Below are 21,059 nucleotides of genomic sequence, written 5' to 3' on the forward strand. Positions count from 1 at the left end.
AAACGGGCTCCCCTGGTTTATATTTTGCTAATCATCTAACTCAGCATGTTTCAACTGCTCATCCAAGTTAAGTACCGTCAAAGCATTACTTACGCTGGTTGCAATCACGTCTACTACGCCGGTTCTTAATGCACCTAACAGAGCTAATGGCTTACTGTTCTCGGCAGCAATGGCGATTACTTCAGCGATAGGACGGAACTCTTCCAAACCTAAGCCGATGACTCGGTCACTCATTACTGTGTTTGCCGCTTTACCATGCACGTCGAAAAAGTCATAACCCGCAAAGTCACCCACCACGCCTTGTAGTAAACGAGATTGAACGACCTCTCCCGCCGTAAACCAACCTAGGTCGACCATATAGCTGTTTTCACTCATGTCACCAATACCCACTAATGCAACATCTGCCTTACGAGCTAGATCGAGTGTTTGCTTAACAGTACTGTTTTCCATGAACGCGGATTTTTGTGCTTTGTTCTCTGCATAAGCAGGCGCATACAAGGTTTCAGAAGATCCACCGTATTTCTTGGCGAGTTGTCTACATATATGGTCGGCATTAAACATACCGCCTCTTGGGTGAATGCCGCCGATACCACATACGAATTTACAGTCACGTGGGGTAATTACGCCAGTATGGTGAGCAACCGACGATACGTTTCGACCTTGGCCAACCGTGACTACCATGCCGTTTTTTAGGGTGCTCGTTAAGTAGTTCGACACCAAGCCCGCAACCTGTAACCGCTGCTTCTCTTCATTCGGTCGGTCTAATGCAACCAGTGCACGCTTAACACCAAATCGTTCGATCAAACGTTGTTCGATCTTCGCGCTGAATACTGGGTGGTATTTCACGGTGATCTCGACAATCCCTTCATCGCGGGCTTGTTTGAGCATTCGACCAACCTTTGCACGAGAGATAGAGAATTTTTTAGAGATCTCTTCTTGAGTCGCACCATCTTGATAGTAGGCAACGGCGACTTCGGTTAGGAGATCAGTGTTTTCTTCGGAAACATCTTGGATATTGTTACTCATATACCACTCAACCAATATTTAACAATTATTTTACCTGCTGCACTTCCTAATAAAGGAGAGCTCAGTAAGTGATACACAAGCTTACACCCCGAACATATGTAACATCAAGGAGCATTTGCTCAGTATCATAACCATAGTTTTGGTGTTGATTAATTCACCTCACTTTGTTCGTTAAACGTTTGCTTGCATACCCCATGATTACTAGAGCGAAATATATTTGACTGAAGTCACCATACAGCACTATTTACCGTTGACTTTGGGGCTAGATCGGATAAATATGGCTACATCATTTACTCATCGAGCGATCAAATGTTCTGTGCAAATGTTCGTTCGAAGAAAAATTTAAATTAATGTAAGTTTGACTCACTGGTACAACCATGAGGAACTTCATTAGTTCGCTTGCAAATGCCCACACCTCTCCCATTAAAGGGGTGTTCTGCGATACATAGGATGATCAAAATGAGCAATAAATTAGAGCAACTTCGTAAACTAACAACTGTTGTAGCTGACACTGGCGATATCGAAGCTATCAGCAAGTACACTCCTGAAGATGCAACAACTAACCCATCTCTAATTCTTAAAGCCGCTCAAATTGCTGAGTACGCACCTCTAATCGATGCTTCTATCGAATACGCTAAAGCGCAAAGTGGCGACAAAGCACAACAAGTTCAAGACACTTGTGACATGCTTAACGTGAACATCGGTAAAGAAATCCTTAACGTTGTACCTGGCCGCATCTCTACTGAAGTAGATGCTCGTCTTTCTTACGACATGGAAGGCAGCGTTGCTAAAGCTCGTCAACTTATCAAAATGTACAACGACGCTGGCATCACTAACGACCGCATCCTTATCAAACTGGCTTCTACTTGGGAAGGCATCCGTGCTGCTGAAATCCTAGAGAAAGAAGGCATCAACTGTAACCTAACGCTTCTATTCTCTTTCGCTCAAGCTCGTGCTTGTGCTGAAGCTGGCGTATTCCTAATCTCTCCTTTCGTTGGTCGCATCATGGACTGGTACAAAGCGAAAGAAGGTCGTGATTTCGAAGCTTCAGAAGATCCAGGCGTAATCTCTGTTTCAGACATCTACAACTACTACAAAGAGCACGGTTACAAGACTGTTGTTATGGGCGCAAGCTTCCGTAACATCGGCGAGATCCTTGAACTTGCTGGCTGTGACCGTCTAACTATCGCTCCTCAACTTCTAGCTGACCTAGAAGCAGCTGAAGGCGAAGTAGTAGAGAAGCTAATCGACTCTAACGGTACTAAAGAGCGTCCTGCTGCAATGACTCACGCTGAGTTCCTATGGGATCACAACCAAGACCCAATGGCTGTAGAGAAGCTAGCTGAAGGCATCCGCAACTTCGCCGTAGACCAAGGCAAACTAGAAGACATGATCGCAGCTAAGCTGTAATCACTACCGAATAAATAAGAGGAACGAATTTCGTTCCTCTTTTACATCTATCCACGAATTTTTAATTTCGAATCAATTTTGGAAGCAATTATGAACCGCAAACATCTAGCTAACGCTATTCGTGCTCTAAGCATGGACGGCGTACAACAAGCAAACTCTGGTCACCCTGGCGCACCTATGGGTATGGCTGACATCGCTGAAGTACTTTGGCGCTCTCACCTAAACCACAACCCGTCAAACCCAGAATGGGCTGACCGCGACCGTTTTATCCTGTCTAACGGCCACGGCTCAATGCTGATCTACTCTCTGCTTCACCTAGCAGGTTACGAGCTTTCAATTGAAGATCTTAAGAACTTCCGTCAACTGCACTCTAAGACTCCAGGTCACCCAGAGTACGGCTACGCACCCGGTATCGAGACAACTACAGGTCCTCTAGGTCAAGGCATCACCAACGCTGTTGGTATGGCTATGGCAGAGAAAGCGCTAGCAGCACAGTTCAACAAAGAAGGCCACGACATCGTAGACCACTACACTTATGCATTCATGGGTGATGGCTGTCTGATGGAAGGTATATCTCACGAAGCATGCTCTCTAGCGGGTACGCTAGGTCTTGGTAAGCTGGTTGCTTTCTGGGATGACAACGGTATCTCTATTGATGGCGAAGTTGAAGGTTGGTTCTCTGACGATACTCCTAAGCGTTTCGAAGCTTACGGCTGGCACGTAATTCCAGCAGTTGATGGTCACGATGCTGACGCTATCAACGCGGCTATTGAAGCAGCTAAAGCGGATCCTCGTCCGACTCTAATTTGTACTAAAACAGTAATCGGCTTTGGTTCTCCAAACAAAGCAGGCACGCACGACTGTCACGGTGCACCATTAGGCGCTGACGAAATCGCAGCAACTCGTAAACAACTAGGTTGGGAGCACGGTCCTTTTGAAATTCCGTCGGAAGTTTACTCAGAGTGGGATGCGAAAGAAGCAGGCGCAGCTAAGGAAGCAGCGTGGAACGAGAAACTTGCAGCTTATGAAGCAGCATACCCTGAGCTGGCAGCTGAATTCAAACGCCGCGTAAACGGTGATCTTCCTGCTGAATGGGAAGAGAAAGCATCGGCAATCATCGCTGATCTTCAAGCTAACCCTGCAAACATCGCATCACGTAAAGCATCTCAAAATGCACTAGAAGCGTTCGGTGCTATGCTACCTGAATTCATGGGCGGCTCTGCTGACCTTGCGCCTTCTAACCTGACTATGTGGTCTGGTTCTAAGTCTCTTGAAGCAAATGACTTCTCTGGTAACTACATCCACTACGGTGTGCGTGAATTCGGTATGACGGCTATCATGAACGGTATCGCTCTGCACGGTGGTTTCGTACCATACGGCGCAACGTTCCTAATGTTCATGGAATACGCTCGTAACGCGATGCGTATGGCTGCTCTGATGAAAACTCAGAACATCCAAGTTTACACGCATGACTCTATAGGTCTTGGCGAAGATGGTCCAACTCACCAACCAGTTGAGCAGATCGCGTCTCTACGTCTAACTCCAAACATGAGCACATGGCGCCCATGTGACCAAGTTGAGTCTGCTGTCGCTTGGAAACTGGCAATCGAACGCAAAGATGGCCCTTCTGCACTTATCTTCTCTCGTCAAAACCTTACACAACAAGATCGTGACGCTGAGCAAGTAGCAAACATCGCTAAGGGTGGTTACATCCTGAAAGATTGCGCTGGCAAGCCAGAGCTAATCATTATCGCAACTGGTTCTGAAGTTGAGCTAGCGGTTAGCGCTGCTGCTGAACTAACAGCTGAAGGCAAAGCGGTACGCGTAGTATCTATGCCTGCAACTGACGCGTTTGATAAGCAAGATGCTGAATACCGTGAGTCTGTACTTCCATCTGACGTTACAGCACGTATCGCTGTAGAAGCTGGCATCGCTGACTTCTGGTACAAGTACGTTGGTTTCGGTGGCAAGATCATCGGTATGACAACGTTCGGCGAATCTGCACCAGCAGGCGAACTATTCAAGATGTTTGGTTTCACTACAGAAAACGTAGTAAACACAGCGAAAGAGATTCTTGCTTAGTCTTGATTAAATTGCCTCGCCCTTAAATGGGGTGATGCATAATTAGTTCTACAATAACAAACGTATAAAGTGAAACTAAAAGGCCTGACTTCGATAGTCAGGCCTTGATCACCGCTTAACAGAAATGTCCAACGTTACAGGATCATTGCACATAGCTGGCTTTTTGTTTACCAGAATCTTAACTCTCTACTTATCACTCCACACTGCCATCTCGTTGCCACTTGGCTCTCTGAAATGGAAACGTCTGCCGCCGGGAAAACTGAATATCTCACGGTTTATCTCTCCACCAGCATCAGTCACATCACGCTTGGTTTGCTCAAGATCTTCGCTATAGAAAACCATCAACGCTGCGCCACTTTCAGCATTCGACGCCAGATCCGCTAAATAGAAGCCACCCATTAAGCCTTTACCTTCAAAAGCAGAATACTCAGGGCCATAGTCTTCGAAGCTCCAACCAAACACTTGGCTGAAAAACGCCTTAGTTGCGGCGATGTCTTTCGCAGCAAATTCAATGTAGTTAATAGAGCCGTGTTCCATAGCGGATTCCTTCTGCTTTATACGTTTGCCTTGTGATATTAAGGCAGGGCTTGAAGATCTAATCTTAGACAATTACGCCAAGTGACATCACTTTTTACGAACGACAGGGTAATCAGAGCCATGCAGTTCTTGCACAAAGCCAGAACCATCGCCACTGTGCGTGATCCATACTTTTTCTTTTGCTCGCGTCATTGCCACGTAAAACAAACGACGCTCTTCCGCATAAGGGAACACATCCGAAGATTCAGTCAACGCGCCATCAATGTGCAATTGTTTCTTCTTCGCGGGGAACTGTCCTTCATCAACGCAAAGAATAATCACGAAATCCGCTTCTTTACCCTTACTCGCGTGACAAGTCATGAAGCTGATATCAATTGAGTTATAGATCTTTTTCCAGTCTTCCAACAGCTCTGGTTTGTGGTAATGATTTCGCCCAAGCAACATAACTGATTTATTCGCTTTACCTTTTGCTTGCCTGTTTATCTGATCGAGGATCTTCTCAACTTCTTTGCTTGGCGCACTATAAACCGACTTATGCTTCTGTTGTTTGAAGCTGTTGAGCTCTTTTGGTAGTTGAATCGGGTTTTCCTGCACAAAGCGATTGGCAACCGAACCTAACTGATTGTTAAATCGATAAGTCGTATCTAGATGATGAATTGTCGAGCTCTCAAAACGATCTTTAAAGCCCGTCGTTAGATCAACATCTGCACCCGCGAACTGGTAAATTGACTGCCAGTCATCACCTACGGCAAAAATAGAAGCTTGGTGCTGCGCTTTCGATTGATTGCACAAGGCTTCAACCAAGGCTAAACGATCTGGTGAGATATCTTGATATTCATCGATCATGATGAACTTCCAAGGCGAAATGAATTTCCCCTTCTCGACATACTGTGTCGCTCGGCTGATCATGATTGAGAAGTCGATATGATTCTGTTCTTTCAATTCCTTTTGCCAAGCAGTTACGCATGGCCAACACAGTGAAAGCTCGCTATTGAGGCGCGTATAGTCACGGTGATCAATCAGTTGTTGCTGTACTTCTTTTTTCGTTAAACCCGATGCATTCAACTGTTCAAGTTGCTTTTCAAGCCAACCAATCAATTTAAGATTTGAAACATGACTACCTAGCTCATCATCACCGGTTAAATAAGCAATTGGCCATTTAGACAAGTGCTTTTGCCAACGTTTAAAGTTGGTCGGCGTCATCCAGTGCTTCTTCAACCAATCAATGCACCATGCTTGGCGTTGGTTGTCATCGAGTGCGAGCGGAGAAATAACCACGCGTTCGGGTTCAACTTGATTCAGTATCTTTAGACCCAACTGGTGGAAAGTACTGACTTGCACCTTCTCGGCTGCTATGCCAATTTTGCTGTTAAGGCGCTGCTTCATCTCTTCCGCGGCTTCACGACCAAAGGCGAGCAGTAACAACTCTTCAGCTTGAGCTTGGTGGCTTTGCAATAAATACGCGACGCGAGCGGTGAGAACACTGGTTTTACCTGAGCCTGCGCCCGCTAAAATAAGGTTGTGATCATCATTCATCAAGACCGCATATTGTTGCGATAAGTTCAGGGGTGACGACTCACATTGAGCAAACAATACTTCCCAGTTTTGTCTTTCTGTCTCTAACCACTGTTGATTCCTCTCGGCTTGCTTAATTTCCGTTTCAGACAACCATGGCTGCATTCGAGCGATGCGGTTTGGCATGCGCTGTGCCGCTTCCTCTAGAGTCATCGTCATATTTCCCAGACCTGCGTTGACCATGTCGACCCAAGTCTTCACTTTAGAATGCGGTAGGAAAGCAGGAAGTTGCTCAAGACGTGTCAATTCAGCTTCCCATTGAGGAACGTGCTCTGCCAACTGTTCACATTGTCTGTCATGCCACTTCTGATAAGCAGCAACCGATGCGCGCGCAAATTGACGACATTGTTCCCATGGAAGGCCTTGGACTAACCAGCTTCGCTGTTTGCCATCTTGTTGATTAGCAAAAAACTGCAACGATCCCCAAAACAATCCGCGCTTTATCGCGATCTTGCCACTCCAAATAGTGAAAGGGATACGTTCTTCACTGCCTACTGAAGATAACAGCAGGCGTGGACCATCAAGCTCAACTTGATGATATTCATTTTGAATAAAAAACTGTGCAGTCTTATTAGCGCTTAGCTGCATTGGAGCGTGCTCTTTAATTGGGAATATTGAATTTATATCATGATGCAGTGAGAATTAATAATGTCTCACTGCTTATCGACGCTTTCATGACCACCTAGGGGCAATTATGGATAAGTATCAAATTCTTGTGCTTGATTTCTGTTAGGATTATGGTTTTAGTGTGTCAAGTGAGCGACTGTGGACTTCTCAGCAAAACTACGCCTTTATTGGGCGAATAAAACCATAAATTACAGCGTATTAATTCTCATCACTCTGCTCGGTGTTGTAGTACCTGCTTGGTATTATGGTCAAAACACACTGATCACACCATTAATTTTAGGGGTTATTGCTGCGGCTCTTGCTGAAAGTGATGATAGCTTTACCGGACGTTTGAAAGCACTCACGCTAACCTTTATCTGTTTTGCCGTTGCAGCCTTCTCTATTGAAATTCTCTTCGACACCCCTTGGCTGTTCGCGATAGGGCTTTTCGTTTCAACCTTCTCTTTTATTATACTTGGGGCAATTGGTCCTAAATATGCCAGTATCGCATTTGGATCATTACTTGTGGCTATCTACGCCATGCTTGGGGCTCACGAGAGCACTAACCTTTGGTTTCAACCTCTATTACTGTTAACGGGCGCCGCTTGGTACTACTTCATGTCGATGATTTGGCAGATCGTATGGCCAATGCAACCAGTGCAGCAAAACCTAGCAACAGTATTCGATCAAATCGGCAATTACATCGGCTCTAAAGCAGAGCTCTTCTATCCAGTTTCAGATTTGATTCCCCAACCACATCGCATTATTGAAGCCAAACTCAATGCTAGCACTGTTAACGCGCTCAACATGTGCAAAGCGACGCTACTCAACCGCTCTAAGCGCGGACACATTGACGGACCGAGTGACCGATTCCTAAACACCTACTTCATCGCGCAAGATATTCATGAACGCGTGAGCTCCAGCCACTACCGTTATCAAGAACTGGCAAAACACTTTGAGCGATCAGACGTTTTATTTCGATTCAAGTACCTGCTCGAAGCCCAAGCTAAAGCTTGTAAAGAAGTGGCAAGCTCATTGAAAGTCGGAGCTGAATACCAACATGGCGATAAGTCTGTATTAGCACTTGATGAGTTAATGTCTTCGCTTAACCATCTTAACCAACAGAACAAGCCCGAGTGGAAATCACTGCTCAACCAACTGGATTACTTATTCAATAACCTAGCTACCGTCGAAAAGCAGCTCTCGAATATCAGTAACCCGGATGCGGAAAAGTTGGAAGAAGACGTATTGGACGATACCAACCCTCATACTTTGACGGCAATGTGGCACAAGATCAAAGCCAACCTGAATACCGACTCGATGCTGTTTCGTCATGCAATTCGTATGGCAATCACATTGACGCTCGGCTACGGGATCATTCAAGGTTTTGAGATTGAAAGAGGTTATTGGATTTTGCTAACAACACTGTTTGTGTGCCAACCAAACTACAGTGCAACGCGACAAAAGCTGACGGCTCGTGTCATTGGCACCGTCGCAGGCTTGTTGATTGGAGTACCGTTGTTGACCTTTTTCCCATCTCAAGAGAGTCAGCTGGTATTCATTGTGGTCAGTGGCGTGATGTTCTTCGCTTTCCGTATCAATAACTACGGTTTCGCGACCGCCTTTATCACACTGCTTGTGCTCTTTTGCTTCAATCAATTAGGGGAAGGCTACGCAGTTGTATTGCCCAGACTAGCAGATACCTTCATTGGCAGCGCGCTCGCTGTTTTAGCGGTTAGCTATATCTTACCGGACTGGCAATCAAAACGACTTCACAAGGTGATGGCAGATGCGCTTGATTCCAATAAAGATTATCTCGCTCAGATCATTGGCCAATACCGTGTAGGCAAAAAAGACAGCCTTAGCTATCGTATTGCACGCCGCAGTGCACATAACAATGATGCAAATCTGACTGCCGCTGTTAGTAGCATGCTGGTTGAGCCGGGTAAGTATCGTACATCTGAAGATGAGAGCTTCCGATTCCTAACACTCAATCATGCACTACTCAGCTATATCTCTGCTCTGGGAGCTCATAGAACACGTATCGATGACGAAGCAACACACAAACTGGTACTGGACGCACACAGAGTAATACACGAGCATCTCGACGCTCTCAACGACCAGCTGTTTTGTCATCAAGAACAATGCGAAGTAAAAAACGCTTACGATCCTGAACTTGATAAGCGTTTAAGTGAATGGAGAGAAGAGGATGAGAGCTCTGTTAGAATGGTTCTACAACAGCTACATTTGATTTATCGAATGCTTCCAGAACTGCATACCTTAGCCACAAAATTTGCAGTTAAAGTTAAGATTGAAAAGCCGCTTGAAAAAGAAGTTTCAAGATGAAAAACAAAACAACAGTAAAAACAAAAAGATAACGAAACTGCTCATTTTTTGAACACTCCGTGTGTTTATACATTGCTCTACCAAAAGGCTCATCTAGGTAGAGCAACCACTTGCCTACCCTTTATCTACAAGGGCCGTTCAAATCTTACACGCATGTAAACTTGCTGACTTTGATTGACTCATCCATAACTTTGCCTAACATTCCTCGGACAAAAAACAACCAAAGGGATCTATAGTTGTCTTAGTTTTAGGAAACTTCAAACTTCATTTAATATTCACTTAATCTTGTTTGATTTATTGAATCAGTAAGCTATGCTCTATTGAGCATATGGATTTGAACTAAGGTCTCATTATGAATACACAGCAATTTGAAGCATTTAAGCAGAAAATACAGCTCCTTAACCCGCAGCAATTGAAAGCACTTCAAGGTGAAATAGACGAAAACCTTGAAACAGATCAACCTTCTCTTTTGACAGATGAAGAGTTAAACGTACTGAATGAGTTGTTCAATTAATAGACTAATGTCACTATTTTAGCTTAAATCCACCTGATCTTAGTAATTTGTAGCCGTTCTCCATTGCACTCAAAATATCGTCCGCCTAGACTCATTTCATACGTCAATAAAAGGTTCTGCTATGTCGATATCTGGTATTCAATCTGGTTACGCCATCATTCAGCAGTCAACCAACATGGCTGAAGAAGCCGCTATCGAGCTTAACCAAAACTCCAAACACTCTCCAAAAACCAACGACACTTTCCAAACTAGCGATTTGAGCTTCAATCAAATAGAACCTGAACAACCCATTTCGTTTAAAGAGAAAGAGCCTGAACCAGCTTCTTCCTCTACTGAAGCGTTATTAAAGCTGACACAGAGCGCAAATTACAACCGTGTTGGTGCGAGTGTGGTTGATCGTCAAAACGAAGCCATTGGTAGCCTTCTCGATATCCATATCTGATTCGAGCTACTATTTATCGATTTGATGGTTACCCTCTTTTTGACTAACAAATGGCTCTAAATCCATACAAACTGTAACTCATTATATCAGGCACTTGTTTCTGGTTTATTACTCGGTAGAATCAGCGCAAATCAATTTTGCTGCACAAACTTTACTTCATACTATTTATGCCAAAACTAAATCTGCATCGCCGTGACTATGTTTCTATTTTAGGAGGCGACATCTCCGCAGACGAATTAGAAAAGAAGCTCCAGCCTCATTTTGATAAGCCAGTGAATAAACTGACTCCGAGCCCTTACCTGACTGAAAAAAACCTTACACGTCGCTGGGCGGCTCTCGATAATGCAGACTCGCAGCAAGAACTGCTCGACCCTCATACTCAAAGCCAGATTCAGGCTTATGAGAAAAACATAGAGCACTTTATTGGCACGGTAAAAGTCCCTGTTGGTATATCTGGCCCTTTAAGAGTCAATGGCCTGTTTGCTAAAGGCGACTACCTAGTCCCACTTGCAACCACTGAAGCGGCGCTTGTCGCGTCGTATAACCGTGGTTCAAAGCTGATCACAGCTTGTGGTGGTGCAAGTGCAATGTTGCTCAATGAAGGCGTAACACGCACTCCTGGTTTCGCATTCCAAGGATTAGTTGAAGCAGGACAGTTTGTGGCATGGGCAGTGACCCAGTATGACCAATTTAAAACCTTAGCTGAATCAACAACGTCGCACGGCAAACTTACCGACATCAATATCAACATCGAAGGTAACCATGTTTACTTGGTGTTTGAATTTCTAACCGGAGACGCTTCTGGTCAGAATATGGTAACTATCGCGACCAACGCTGTATTTGAGTACATCATAGAAAATACGCCGGTTAAGCCCGATCATGCTTTCCTTGATGGCAACTTATCAGGCGATAAGAAAGCCAATACACAAACCTTGCGCAGCGTTCGTGGTAAAAAAGTCACAGCCGAGGTCAATATCTCTGCTGAACTTGTCGCTAAGTACCTCCACACCACACCAGAGAAGATGGTGCAGTTCGGACAAATGACCACAGTCGGTGGCGCTCTAAGCGGTACGATTGGTATCAATGCTCATTATGCCAATGCACTTGCTGCACTCTACATTGCTTGCGGTCAAGACGCGGCGTGTGTTGCTGAGTCTGCGATTGGTATGACTCGTATGGAGCTCAACAAAGAAGGTGGTTTGTACGCGAGTGTAACGCTGCCTAACTTGATGTTAGGAACAGTCGGTGGCGGTACTGGCCTACCAAGCCAAAAAGCGTGTCTCGATTTACTAGGGCTACACGGCAACGGTAAATCACAAGCCTTAGCTGAGGTTTGTGCGGCTTTATGTTTGGCGGGTGAGCTATCGATTGTAGGCGCATTCTGTGCGGGTCACTTTTCGCGCGCTCATCACAAGTTAGCGCGCTAGTTTCTGTTATAAAACCTTAAACCGACCGTTGTCACGCATTGAGTGAGTTGTGTATGGATTACTTACATTTATCGCGAGTGAGCCTTAAACACCTCACTGCGCTTCATATTATGCTGAACACCCACAGCGTCACTCAAACGTCAGAGCAACTCTTTGTCAGCCCTTCGAGTGTGAGTAAGACATTGTCTCAGCTGCGTGACATCCTTAATGACGAACTTTTCTATCGAGACGGCACCAAGCTGATCCCGACTCCCTTTGCCCTGAAAATAGCGCCCACTGTTCACGCGATTCTTTCCAGCATGAACGGGTTACTTCACCAAAAGAGTTTTACTCCTCAGGAGTATCAAGGCAGCTTTTCACTTTCGATGCGTGAAAGTACCTTCGAAGTGTTTGCCTCGAAGATCAGCAAAATCACCACTGAACTTGCACCAAAAGCCAAACTTAATATCTATTCGAAACAAGAACTTGGGTTCGATGCTTTGCTCAGTGGTAAGGTCAACTTGATCCTGTTGCCACACGATATCTCTCAACCCCCAACGGATAATAAAGAGCTGGTGTGGGAAACGATTCTTCCTGATGAAATGGTTTGTTTGATGGGTGCACACCACCCTCTCGCTCAGCAAGAACTAACGGTTGAAGGCTATTTAGATTACAAACACATTGGAATCTTAGATAACGAACTGTCTAAGCCTTACTTTGAGCAAAACTTAGTGCAATGTCATAAGCCTAGAGATATGGCGATATCGGTAGCGGACTTTGGCGCGGCTGCGGTGCTATGTCACCACACACCTTTCTTGTTCACTTGCTCAAAACAATGGGCTGAGCATGCCAAACAAGCACAAGGTTTGGTAAGTAAGCCGCTTCCTTTTGATTACGGAAAAGTAGCGTATAGTTTGGTATGGAACAAGCCAAACATGAATGATCAGGCGATCAAATGGTTGTGTGACTTGTTTTTAGAAGCCTAGACCTTTGTTAGAAGCAGATTGAACTAACAAGACTGGTTTTATAAAGACTGAAATTTGATAAGAGACTAAGTATATACCTCAGGGGTTTGCATTGCTCTTTGAACAATTGAGTAGAGCTTATCGTGAAAGCTCTGCATTTGTTGTTCGGTGCATTTAGGCCACTCTAAAGCTTCGCCAATTACCCCATGATGTTGAAACGCATTTAACCGAATTCGAACATCACTTGGCAAACCCTTCAAGTAATACCCGACCTGCTCTACCTCGATATCTAGGTCACTTTTATTAGGAATATGCAGTAACCGAACTTCATGTAATTTGCCTTTATCAGCTAAGTAGTTAATGGTTTCAAACACTCGATGGTTCCCTCTACCCACTAACCATTGATGCGTTTCAGATTGCCATGATTTTAGGTCGATCATCGCACCATCAAGGTAAGGTAATACCTTATCCCAACCTTGCTGTGTCAACGAGCCATTACTATCAATAAAACACGTTAAGTGTGCCAATTGCGGATCGCTTTTGATCGCCTGAAATAGCTCGATGATAAACGGCAATTGCATGGTCGCCTCGCCACCCGAAACGGTAATACCGCTCAGGAAGAATTGATTGTGCCTAACCAGTTCAAGCACATCTGATACCGTCATCGTGGTGATTTTGGGGCTAGACTTATGATCACAGATATCGACGCACTGATCGCAGTTGGTACACGCTAACGGATCCCACTTCACTTTGCCTTCAATAAGACTCAGAGCACTGCTCGGGCAGCCACTCACGCAGTCTCCACAATGGTTACAGTGATTGATGGTGTGTGGATTATGACAAGTGATGCAATCGAAATTACACCCCTGTAGGAACAGCACCAAGCGATTTCCTGGTCCATCAACACAAGAAAAGGTCAGCACACGGCTGACCTTCGCTTGTTTTTCTGTCTTATTATTTTTAACCCTAGCCATTTGAGTTGTTAGATCAGAAATTTTCATAATTCACATTGTTCGTATTCGAGAAACACATAACATGCGTACGTTAAAGCTATTCGTATGTCGGCGACATCTCTAAGCTCGCTACGCGTGGTTTACGCTCTAGTATGCCCGTATTTTTTGCAGCTTCAGCACCAAGGAAAGTGGTATTGGTGCGTGAACCTTGCTCGTCATATTTGGCAATGTCAGACAGCTTAATCATATAACCTGTCACACGAACCAAATCGTTCGATGCTACGTTAGCGGTGAACTCACGGTAACCCGCTTGAATCGCCCCTTTGCACAGGTTGAACATCGCTTCTGGATTGGACTTCACCGTTTCGTCGATGGTCAGAATGTCGCTGATACCCGACGTGTAGAACTTGTGGTGACCAGCCGTCGCACGTACGTAAGACACTGGATCCGGTTCTGTTCCATAAGGGATGCGTACACCCGGCGTCACATCTTCATCTAGGCTGATACCACCTTGAGCGTGTAACAGAGCCTTACCTTCCAGCCCATATTTCACTTCCGAGCTTTCAACGATTTCAGCCAACTTTTCGGAAATACGATGACCGAGCTGGTTTGCCGACTCATCGCGACCATAGCGCCCTGCTTTGCCTTCTTTTTCCATTAAGGTGTTGACCGCTTCTGCCATACCATAAATACCAAACATTGGCGCAAAGCGATCTTCTTCAATCAAGCCTTCTTTGGTTAAGAAGCCTTCAAAGAAGTTAGACTCTTCATGTAAGAAGCGACTACGTGCATTCATCAATTCGATCATGATGCTGCTGTAGTTAGGTAGTACTTGCTGTAAGAAGTCTACGCTGTCTTCAGATTTCAGAGCCACTTGCTTGAGGTTCATACGTACTAGCGTGTTTGAACCACCCGCCAGAGGCAAAGAGTTGTAGCAACTCACGATGCCAAAACGCTTATCTCCGTACGCAGCGGCGTGTGCAGGATAATTGGCAATGTGCGGCTTGCTGCATTCACAGATATTGCTCGCAGCATGACGAAGCAGGTCATCAGATGTGACTGCAGGGTCGTACATAAAGGTTAAGTTAGGTGCGATCTGCTTGAGTTCAGCATCCACACGTAAAATAGTGCGACATACAATGTTGTCACTAGGGCCAATATTAACGTGCATGAAGGCATCTGGCAGCGTGCGATCCAGCATGACCCAGAACAGCTTCAGCTTTTGGTATACCTGCTCATCCGTCAAACCGCCAACAAAAGGCATCAACACATCGTCCAACTGGCCTAAGTAAACCGGAATTGAAGTCACTGATGGAACGTGATGATAAAGGATGGTGAGCATGTTCAATGCTTCGTCGAAATTAGTAGCCGCGCTAAGCTCTAAATACTTGGAGCCTTGATGTAAGTATTTAGAATAATCAGGAAGCACATAGCGCGGCTTAAATGGGGCGTGACCTTCAAACATGTCACACAGCACACCTTGTTGTAAGGCTTGCTCTACTTCATTGCTTACCGGCATATACGGCAGACTGGCTTCAGCTTCTAAGGCAAGATAGCTCGACTTCTGTTTTGGGGACAGGTTGGCATCTGAAATGATATTGCTAAAGCATTGTTGTTGTTCTGAAAGTGTTGAAGAAGTAGATGACGCAGATTGGTGGCTCATGATTAAACCCTTAATATTCTTATGGGCTTATTTTATATCTCACACTTACATTTCCACTAATGAAATGTATGCAAGCCTACATTTCCAAAATGGAAAACACCATTTGTAACTTAGTAATTTATGAATAGATAGCTTATAAATTTTGTGAATAGACAGTTTTTAAATTGGCCATTTGCCAATTAACGATGGTTGTTTATCGATGATTGTCGTTGGGGAAGGGAAAGAATGAGCAGAAGAGATTAGGCCGCTTAATTGAACCGTTTAGTTTAAAACGCAAGTGCGTATAAATAGAAAACCCACATAACGGATCCAAAGATCGTTGATGTGGGTTTAGTCAATTAAGCGTGAGTGCAGTTATCTGGAGTTATCTATACGTCAACTCCAGATACGTCAACTACAGACAAGTAACCTATAGGTGAGGAACCACTTGTTTACGGCCTACACCCATCAGAACCTTCAAAGTACCTTGTGGGGTGTCGATTGAAAACGGTGTTGAGACTTCAACAATCGAAAAACCTGCTGCGCTCAATACATTCTGGGAGCGCTGTTCGCTGACCCCAAAATCTTCGCTGTCGTTTTCTAAGTACCAATCCCAGTGTACAAAAACCCCATCGTTTTCTAACAGAGTATAAATAAGGCTGACCGTATCTTGTAGGTTCGGAATAAAGCCACATACCGAAGAGGCTACCACTAAGTCAAACTGATTTCTGAATGCTGGGTGTTGGGCTGCAAGTCCGCGCGATAAGATATCAACGACGGGCTCTACATTAGACAGCTCTTTTTTATCTAACTCTTCAATCATCCCTTCTGAGATATCGAGAGCGATGATCTCTTTTGCAAAAGGAGATATTTTCTGGCTGAGTAATCCTGTACCACAACCAAAATCAAGGACACGGGTTCCGTTCAAATCAACGATCTGTGTTAACTGGTCAAATGCGGACTGTGCGAATACAGCAGTAGCGGGGTCGTTATCCCAATCAGGTGCGTACTCGTCCCATTGTTTCGCCATCATGGCCTCCATCTTTACTTCTTGTAGGTTCGGAACGCCCCCAGAATAAACCAAATTAGTCAATTCGTCATAGAGTTATCATGCAAAGATGGACTATTTCTAAGATAGTCAGCACAATATTCAGATAATATGCACCGCCACCCGCTCAATATGGAAATGAAATGAACCTTTCTCAAGTCCAAGCCTTTTGTTCTGTTGCTGATTTAGGATCCGTCTCTGAAGCTGCTCGACAGCTTGAATGCAACCGAACCAAACTGAGCATGTCGATCAAAGCCTTGGAAAAAGAGTTAGATGTCGAACTGTTTGTTCGCAGCGGTAACCATGTCGAACTGTCTGAAGCAGGCAAAGCCATCTACAAAGATTGCGAAGGCATGTTGGTAACGGCAGCACGCATTAAGCAAACCTGCTTACATGTTTCGGGTGAATTCAACGCCGAGATTTGGATCGCACGCGACGATTCCCTTCCCGATGAAATGTGGCAAAGTTTGTCGCACGCCCTAAACAACAAATACCCTTCCACTTCTTTCAACTTCGTTCTCGCGTCTAGTGGCGACTTGGCTAATCTTGTCGAAACTCAGCAAGTTGATTTTGCGTTTGGTGTCGATTACGAGCGTGTCGACGACCCAAGAATTATCTACAACCCACTCGGCAAGATCCGAATGATGTCGGTATGTAAGAAAGGGCATGATTTGAGTGCGATGCGAAGAGTGTCGGATGAAGTACTAAGAAATTCGATGCAAGCGACCATGGTTTATCTCAATGAAAAAGATAACCCTGAGCTTGAGCCCTTCTCTCGCCGATACATTGGTTTTTCTAGCTTCGATTTTATGTTGGATACGATTCTAAGAGAAGATGCATGGGGCGTAATGCCTGAGCCATTAATACGCCATTTATTGCGTGAACAAGAACTGGCAGTGATCAAGCACACATATGGCCTGACTCAAGAAGACTACTGTATGTTTACCGCGGCAGGTATGGCAGAACACCCAGGTATGAATTGGTTAGCGGATCAGATCAGCGATTACTTGTTTGATTTCTAAAGTGTCAGATAATGTTCTATCTCGACACTTAAAATCGTCTAACAAATAGAAAGCCCTCTCTTTAGAAGACCATCACGTGATCCACTAAATAACGTCCGTCTTCTTCAACTAACACCATTTCTGCCACAAATTCGCCTTTCGCAATGGTATACGCTTGCTTCCAAACAAAGGCGATGGAATCGGAGCGTCTGAATAGCGCCACAGGCTCACGTTCAGCAAAAAAGCCATTACTGTGCTGATAATGATGACACACCTTTTCCAGATACTCAGGCGTCACAATATCCTTCATGCGCTGCGTAAAGTCTCGGCAGTGTTGAGCATGGTCAACCTTGGTTGAACCGTCCATCAAATTGTCCATGATCGGGTTAGCAATCGCCCACAACTCGCTATCGTTGAGATCATCAAATTTCATCTTCATCCATTCCTTTGAAACTGCAGCCAAATAACACAATTCGATAAAACGCTTGCAACCAATCGGTTTTATTAATCATAAGCGATCTTATTTTACTTGCACACCATCTCTAGAAAACAGTCATCGTCAACTTTACTGACACCCGAGTCTATCACTAAGCTATTGAATTATAATAACTTGAGTATAAAACGAGTTACCGACATATAAACGTCATCAGATAAAGTTTGTAAAGCTAGCTCAATATTAGAACAATGAAGTTATCAAAAACATCTGGAAAATATTATGTGTGACAGGAAAAGCCAAAACGAAAACCGAGTACTATTGTTCTCAGCCCTTTTAGCATCAGGCTTCGCGATTGGCGGATTGGTGTTGGGTCTTCTCGTTGGCTCTCTAGTCATAGTATTTGACGGTGTCTATTCTCTTATCAGTTTACTGTTAACTTTATTGTCACTAGCTGCTTCGAAATACATTAATCGCCCATCAGACAGGGAGTTCCCGTTCGGTCGAGCAATCATTGAGCCAATCGTAATCGCCATTAAAGCGATTGTGATTCTGCTTGTGGTCGGTTATTCGCTTTACTCTGCGATTGGTGCTCTGATGACAGGTGGTCGTGAAGTTGATGCTTCTATCGCAACTCTGTTTGGTATTTTCAACGTATTGGGTTGTGGTTACGCTTGGTGGTACATCGCTAACAAGAGCAAACGTATTTCTTCAGGTTTGATTCAAGCTGAGTCTAAACAGTGGCAAATGGATACGCTGTTGAGTGTGGCAGTTACGGCAGGTTTCGTTGTTGCTTGGTTGGTGGCTTACTCTCCGTTTGCTGAATACGCGGTATATGCCGATCCAATGATGATGTTGCTGATGTCTTTCTACTTCATCAAAGTGCCGTTCGACATGTTGCGTGAAGCAATGCGTGAACTGCTAATGATGTCGGCAACCAAAGATATTTGTGACGCGGTAGATAAGAATGTTGTCGCTGTGGACAAAGATGCGGACCAAGATTTGGAGCTAATGGGTGTGACTAAGGTTGGTCCTGAATTAAGAATCAATGTTGATATTCATACCAACGACCAACAAGCGATTGCGGTCGATGATATTGAACGTACGCGCCGCCAACTTAAGCGACGCCTATCTAAGATGCCTTATGAGCTTCAATTGAACCTCAATATCGCGAGCTAAGAGCATTCTCTCTTAAGTTCAAGACTGAACCTCTTCAGAAGCCGACGCGTTAACCGTCGTCTTTTTGTCTCTGGTTACCCACCAGCAAGCCAGTGAACCAACAGTTACCATACATACGCCCTGCCAAAACGTCATGGTCAATGACAAGCCCAAAATCATCGAGGAAAGTAACGTCGCGAAGATTGGCGTAAAGTAAGACATGGTTGCAAGAAACACCATATTCCCCCCCAGAATCGCTGTGTTCCAAAGCGCGTAACCAGCCCCCATACATGCCCCAGCAAGCACTAAGTCAATCGCAGCACTTGAAGTCATCACCATGCCGGTTTCATCACTCAATGCGTATTTGATCCACAAAGTGATCGCCGTAGCGATAAAGAAAAGCACAATCGCATTCTGTCCTTTAGCAACGCGTTGGGTGTAATTGCAATATACCGCCCAAATAATCGCGCCGAAGAATGCCATCGAATAGGTTTTAGGGTTGGTTGCAATATTAGCCGCGATTTGATCGACAGAAAGCCCCTGATCGCCGCTGATACTCCAAGCCACGCCAAAAAACGCTAAGACGATACTTGGATAAACCAACCAGTTTATCTTTTTGTCACTCAACAGCACCGCAAACAACACCGTTAGTGCAGGCCATAGGTAGTTGATAACGGCCATTTCTAAGGCTTGATGTCGGCTATTTGCCATTCCTAAAGCCAGAGCCAAGAAGATTTCGTAGCAAACGAATAAGGCACCACCGATCATCAAATACGATTTAGAGAAGCGCGACAGCTTAGGTAACCCCATAACACAGACTAACAACAGTGAGCTCACTGTATAAAGACTGGCAGCACCACCAATTGGGCCCAGTTGTTCTGACACACTACGAGACAATGCAATTAAGCAGCTCCATAGTAAAATGGCAGCAATGCCGTAGCAGCTATGGCGATGAGATTTCAGCACGCCTCTTCCTTCTTTTTATTGTAATTAGGTAATCAAAGCGAGCTTAAGCAAAGGTAGGCTTAAACACCACTATCGATAAGTTGCAGTAAGTAAAAATAAGTAGCCGAGCACATAACTGTACTCGGCTATCAATCATTTACTCAAAAATCTAAAAGCAATTAGCAATTAGCAATTAGCAATTATGCCAACAAAAGTGCTTGCAGGTCAGCCAGAGACTTAACCTGATAATGAGGGTTAATTCCTGCTGGCGTCGCTTTCTCTTGGCTGTTCAACCAACAGGTCTCAATACCAAAATCCAAGCCACCTAAAATATCAGAGTGTGGGTTGTCCCCGACCATCAATACTCTTTGCTTTGATGGCAACCCAATCAGCTTGTGTGCATGTTCAAAAATTTTCGCGTCTGGTTTAGCGACACCGACTTCTTCAGAAATGATCACATGATCAAAGTAGTCTGTCATTCCTGTTCGTTCCAAACGGATTGACTGCAGCTCTGTGAAACCATTGGTGATGATGCCCATGTTCACTTTGCCTTTTAACGACTCCATCAACTCTTTTGCACCAGGAAGCAGAGAACAGATGTCTGCCATTGCGGCTAAAAACGCACTGTTTAGTGCTGCCGTGGTTGTCTCTAACTTTGTTGCCCAGCTTTCAAAACGCGTGTGCTTCAGTTGTGCAGCCGTAATACGGCCATCTTGGTAATCGACCCATAACGGCAAATTAACCTCTTGATAAACTGAATAATCCTGTTCGCTAAAGTCCACGCCAAAACGGGAGAACATCAGCTTCATTCCTTGAAAAGCATCAAAGTGGAACAAAGTTTCATCTGCATCAAAGAATATCCAATCGTACTTCATTTTATGTCCTATTATTCGCGCGGTTGAGCAGTGCTTGTATTTATTTTCTCGTTGCCTCAAAGGCCAGATGTGCATTCTACTATCAATTTTGTGAG

General features: G+C 44.7%; 18 protein-coding genes. 9 read left to right on the top strand and 9 right to left on the bottom strand.

Going from position 1 to position 21,059, the window contains the following annotated elements:
* Window positions 1-27: 27 nt before the first annotated feature.
* The gene (locus tag AB6D80_RS11575) at window positions 28-1,026 is read right to left on the bottom strand and encodes a sugar-binding transcriptional regulator (RefSeq protein WP_017101714.1); all 999 of its coding nucleotides are present in this window, start codon (window positions 1,024-1,026) and stop codon (window positions 28-30) included.
* A 459-nt stretch (window positions 1,027-1,485) separates the two neighbouring features.
* On the opposite strand from AB6D80_RS11575, the gene tal reads away from it, so the two are divergent.
* Both tal and tkt read left to right on the top strand, forming a co-directional pair.
* Complete coding sequence (gene tal, locus AB6D80_RS11580; protein WP_029223051.1) at window positions 1,486-2,436, top strand: transaldolase; 951 nt, start codon at window positions 1,486-1,488, stop codon at window positions 2,434-2,436.
* A gap of 90 nt (window positions 2,437-2,526) precedes the next feature.
* Window positions 2,527-4,518 (top strand): transketolase, encoded by a 1,992-nt coding sequence (gene tkt / locus AB6D80_RS11585; protein ID WP_029225583.1) that lies wholly within the window; start codon window positions 2,527-2,529, stop codon window positions 4,516-4,518.
* A gap of 186 nt (window positions 4,519-4,704) precedes the next feature.
* On the opposite strand, the gene AB6D80_RS11590 is transcribed toward tkt, so the two are convergent.
* Together AB6D80_RS11590 and helD are read right to left on the bottom strand one after the other, a co-directional pair.
* The gene (locus tag AB6D80_RS11590) at window positions 4,705-5,055 is read right to left on the bottom strand and encodes a VOC family protein (protein WP_017101716.1); all 351 of its coding nucleotides are present in this window, start codon (window positions 5,053-5,055) and stop codon (window positions 4,705-4,707) included.
* Window positions 5,056-5,142: 87 nt separating this feature from the next.
* Entirely contained in the window at window positions 5,143-7,218 is a 2,076-nt protein-coding gene (gene helD / locus AB6D80_RS11595) for a DNA helicase IV (RefSeq protein WP_017101717.1), read from the bottom strand.
* Window positions 7,219-7,395: 177 nt separating this feature from the next.
* Between helD and yccS the strand changes: the two genes are divergently transcribed.
* From yccS to AB6D80_RS11620, 5 genes are all read left to right on the top strand, one after another.
* Window positions 7,396-9,582, top strand: coding sequence for a YccS family putative transporter (yccS, locus tag AB6D80_RS11600; protein WP_371708304.1), 2,187 nt, complete (start codon window positions 7,396-7,398; stop codon window positions 9,580-9,582).
* A 352-nt stretch (window positions 9,583-9,934) separates the two neighbouring features.
* Window positions 9,935-10,096: a hypothetical protein gene (locus tag AB6D80_RS11605; protein ID WP_009845576.1), complete on the top strand. Its 162-nt coding sequence runs from the start codon at window positions 9,935-9,937 to the stop codon at window positions 10,094-10,096.
* A gap of 121 nt (window positions 10,097-10,217) precedes the next feature.
* Complete coding sequence (locus AB6D80_RS11610) at window positions 10,218-10,538, top strand: hypothetical protein (RefSeq protein WP_009845577.1); 321 nt, start codon at window positions 10,218-10,220, stop codon at window positions 10,536-10,538.
* 167 nt (window positions 10,539-10,705) lie between these two features.
* On the top strand, window positions 10,706-11,965 hold the full coding sequence (locus AB6D80_RS11615; protein ID WP_029223050.1) for a hydroxymethylglutaryl-CoA reductase: 1,260 nt from the start codon (window positions 10,706-10,708) through the stop codon (window positions 11,963-11,965).
* Between the two features lie 53 nt (window positions 11,966-12,018).
* The gene (locus AB6D80_RS11620; RefSeq protein ID WP_009845579.1) at window positions 12,019-12,930 is read left to right on the top strand and encodes a LysR family transcriptional regulator; all 912 of its coding nucleotides are present in this window, start codon (window positions 12,019-12,021) and stop codon (window positions 12,928-12,930) included.
* 65 nt (window positions 12,931-12,995) lie between these two features.
* Here the strand turns inward: AB6D80_RS11620 and AB6D80_RS11625 are convergent, their stop codons facing one another.
* The 3 genes from AB6D80_RS11625 to AB6D80_RS11635 all read right to left on the bottom strand — a co-directional run bounded on the left by AB6D80_RS11625 (window position 12,996) and on the right by AB6D80_RS11635 (window position 16,534).
* Window positions 12,996-13,910 carry a YjjW family glycine radical enzyme activase gene (locus AB6D80_RS11625; RefSeq protein ID WP_371708305.1) on the bottom strand — a complete coding sequence of 305 codons (915 nt, stop codon included), beginning with the start codon at window positions 13,908-13,910 and terminating at the stop codon, window positions 12,996-12,998.
* Window positions 13,911-13,959: 49 nt separating this feature from the next.
* A complete protein-coding gene (locus tag AB6D80_RS11630) occupies window positions 13,960-15,525 on the bottom strand; it encodes a YjjI family glycine radical enzyme (protein ID WP_372188559.1) in 1,566 nt (521 codons plus the stop codon).
* A gap of 409 nt (window positions 15,526-15,934) precedes the next feature.
* Window positions 15,935-16,534, bottom strand: a complete 600-nt coding sequence (locus AB6D80_RS11635; RefSeq protein ID WP_371708307.1) for a class I SAM-dependent methyltransferase — start codon at window positions 16,532-16,534, stop codon at window positions 15,935-15,937.
* A gap of 161 nt (window positions 16,535-16,695) precedes the next feature.
* On the opposite strand from AB6D80_RS11635, the gene AB6D80_RS11640 reads away from it, so the two are divergent.
* The gene (locus AB6D80_RS11640; protein ID WP_009845583.1) at window positions 16,696-17,574 is read left to right on the top strand and encodes a LysR family transcriptional regulator; all 879 of its coding nucleotides are present in this window, start codon (window positions 16,696-16,698) and stop codon (window positions 17,572-17,574) included.
* A 61-nt stretch (window positions 17,575-17,635) separates the two neighbouring features.
* On the opposite strand, the gene AB6D80_RS11645 is transcribed toward AB6D80_RS11640, so the two are convergent.
* The gene (locus tag AB6D80_RS11645; RefSeq protein ID WP_009845584.1) at window positions 17,636-17,986 is read right to left on the bottom strand and encodes a hypothetical protein; all 351 of its coding nucleotides are present in this window, start codon (window positions 17,984-17,986) and stop codon (window positions 17,636-17,638) included.
* A gap of 282 nt (window positions 17,987-18,268) precedes the next feature.
* On the opposite strand from AB6D80_RS11645, the gene AB6D80_RS11650 reads away from it, so the two are divergent.
* On the top strand, window positions 18,269-19,165 hold the full coding sequence (locus tag AB6D80_RS11650; protein ID WP_065105429.1) for a cation diffusion facilitator family transporter: 897 nt from the start codon (window positions 18,269-18,271) through the stop codon (window positions 19,163-19,165).
* A gap of 18 nt (window positions 19,166-19,183) precedes the next feature.
* On the opposite strand, the gene yddG is transcribed toward AB6D80_RS11650, so the two are convergent.
* Together yddG and yjjG are read right to left on the bottom strand one after the other, a co-directional pair.
* A complete protein-coding gene (yddG, locus tag AB6D80_RS11655; RefSeq protein WP_017101727.1) occupies window positions 19,184-20,110 on the bottom strand; it encodes an aromatic amino acid DMT transporter YddG in 927 nt (308 codons plus the stop codon).
* Between the two features lie 179 nt (window positions 20,111-20,289).
* The gene (gene yjjG / locus AB6D80_RS11660) at window positions 20,290-20,964 is read right to left on the bottom strand and encodes a pyrimidine 5'-nucleotidase (RefSeq protein ID WP_372188561.1); all 675 of its coding nucleotides are present in this window, start codon (window positions 20,962-20,964) and stop codon (window positions 20,290-20,292) included.
* Window positions 20,965-21,059 lie beyond the last annotated feature (95 nt).

It is taken from the genome of Vibrio sp. 10N.247.310.17 (assembly GCF_041466605.1).
Lineage (GTDB): Bacteria > Pseudomonadota > Gammaproteobacteria > Enterobacterales > Vibrionaceae > Vibrio > Vibrio tasmaniensis_A.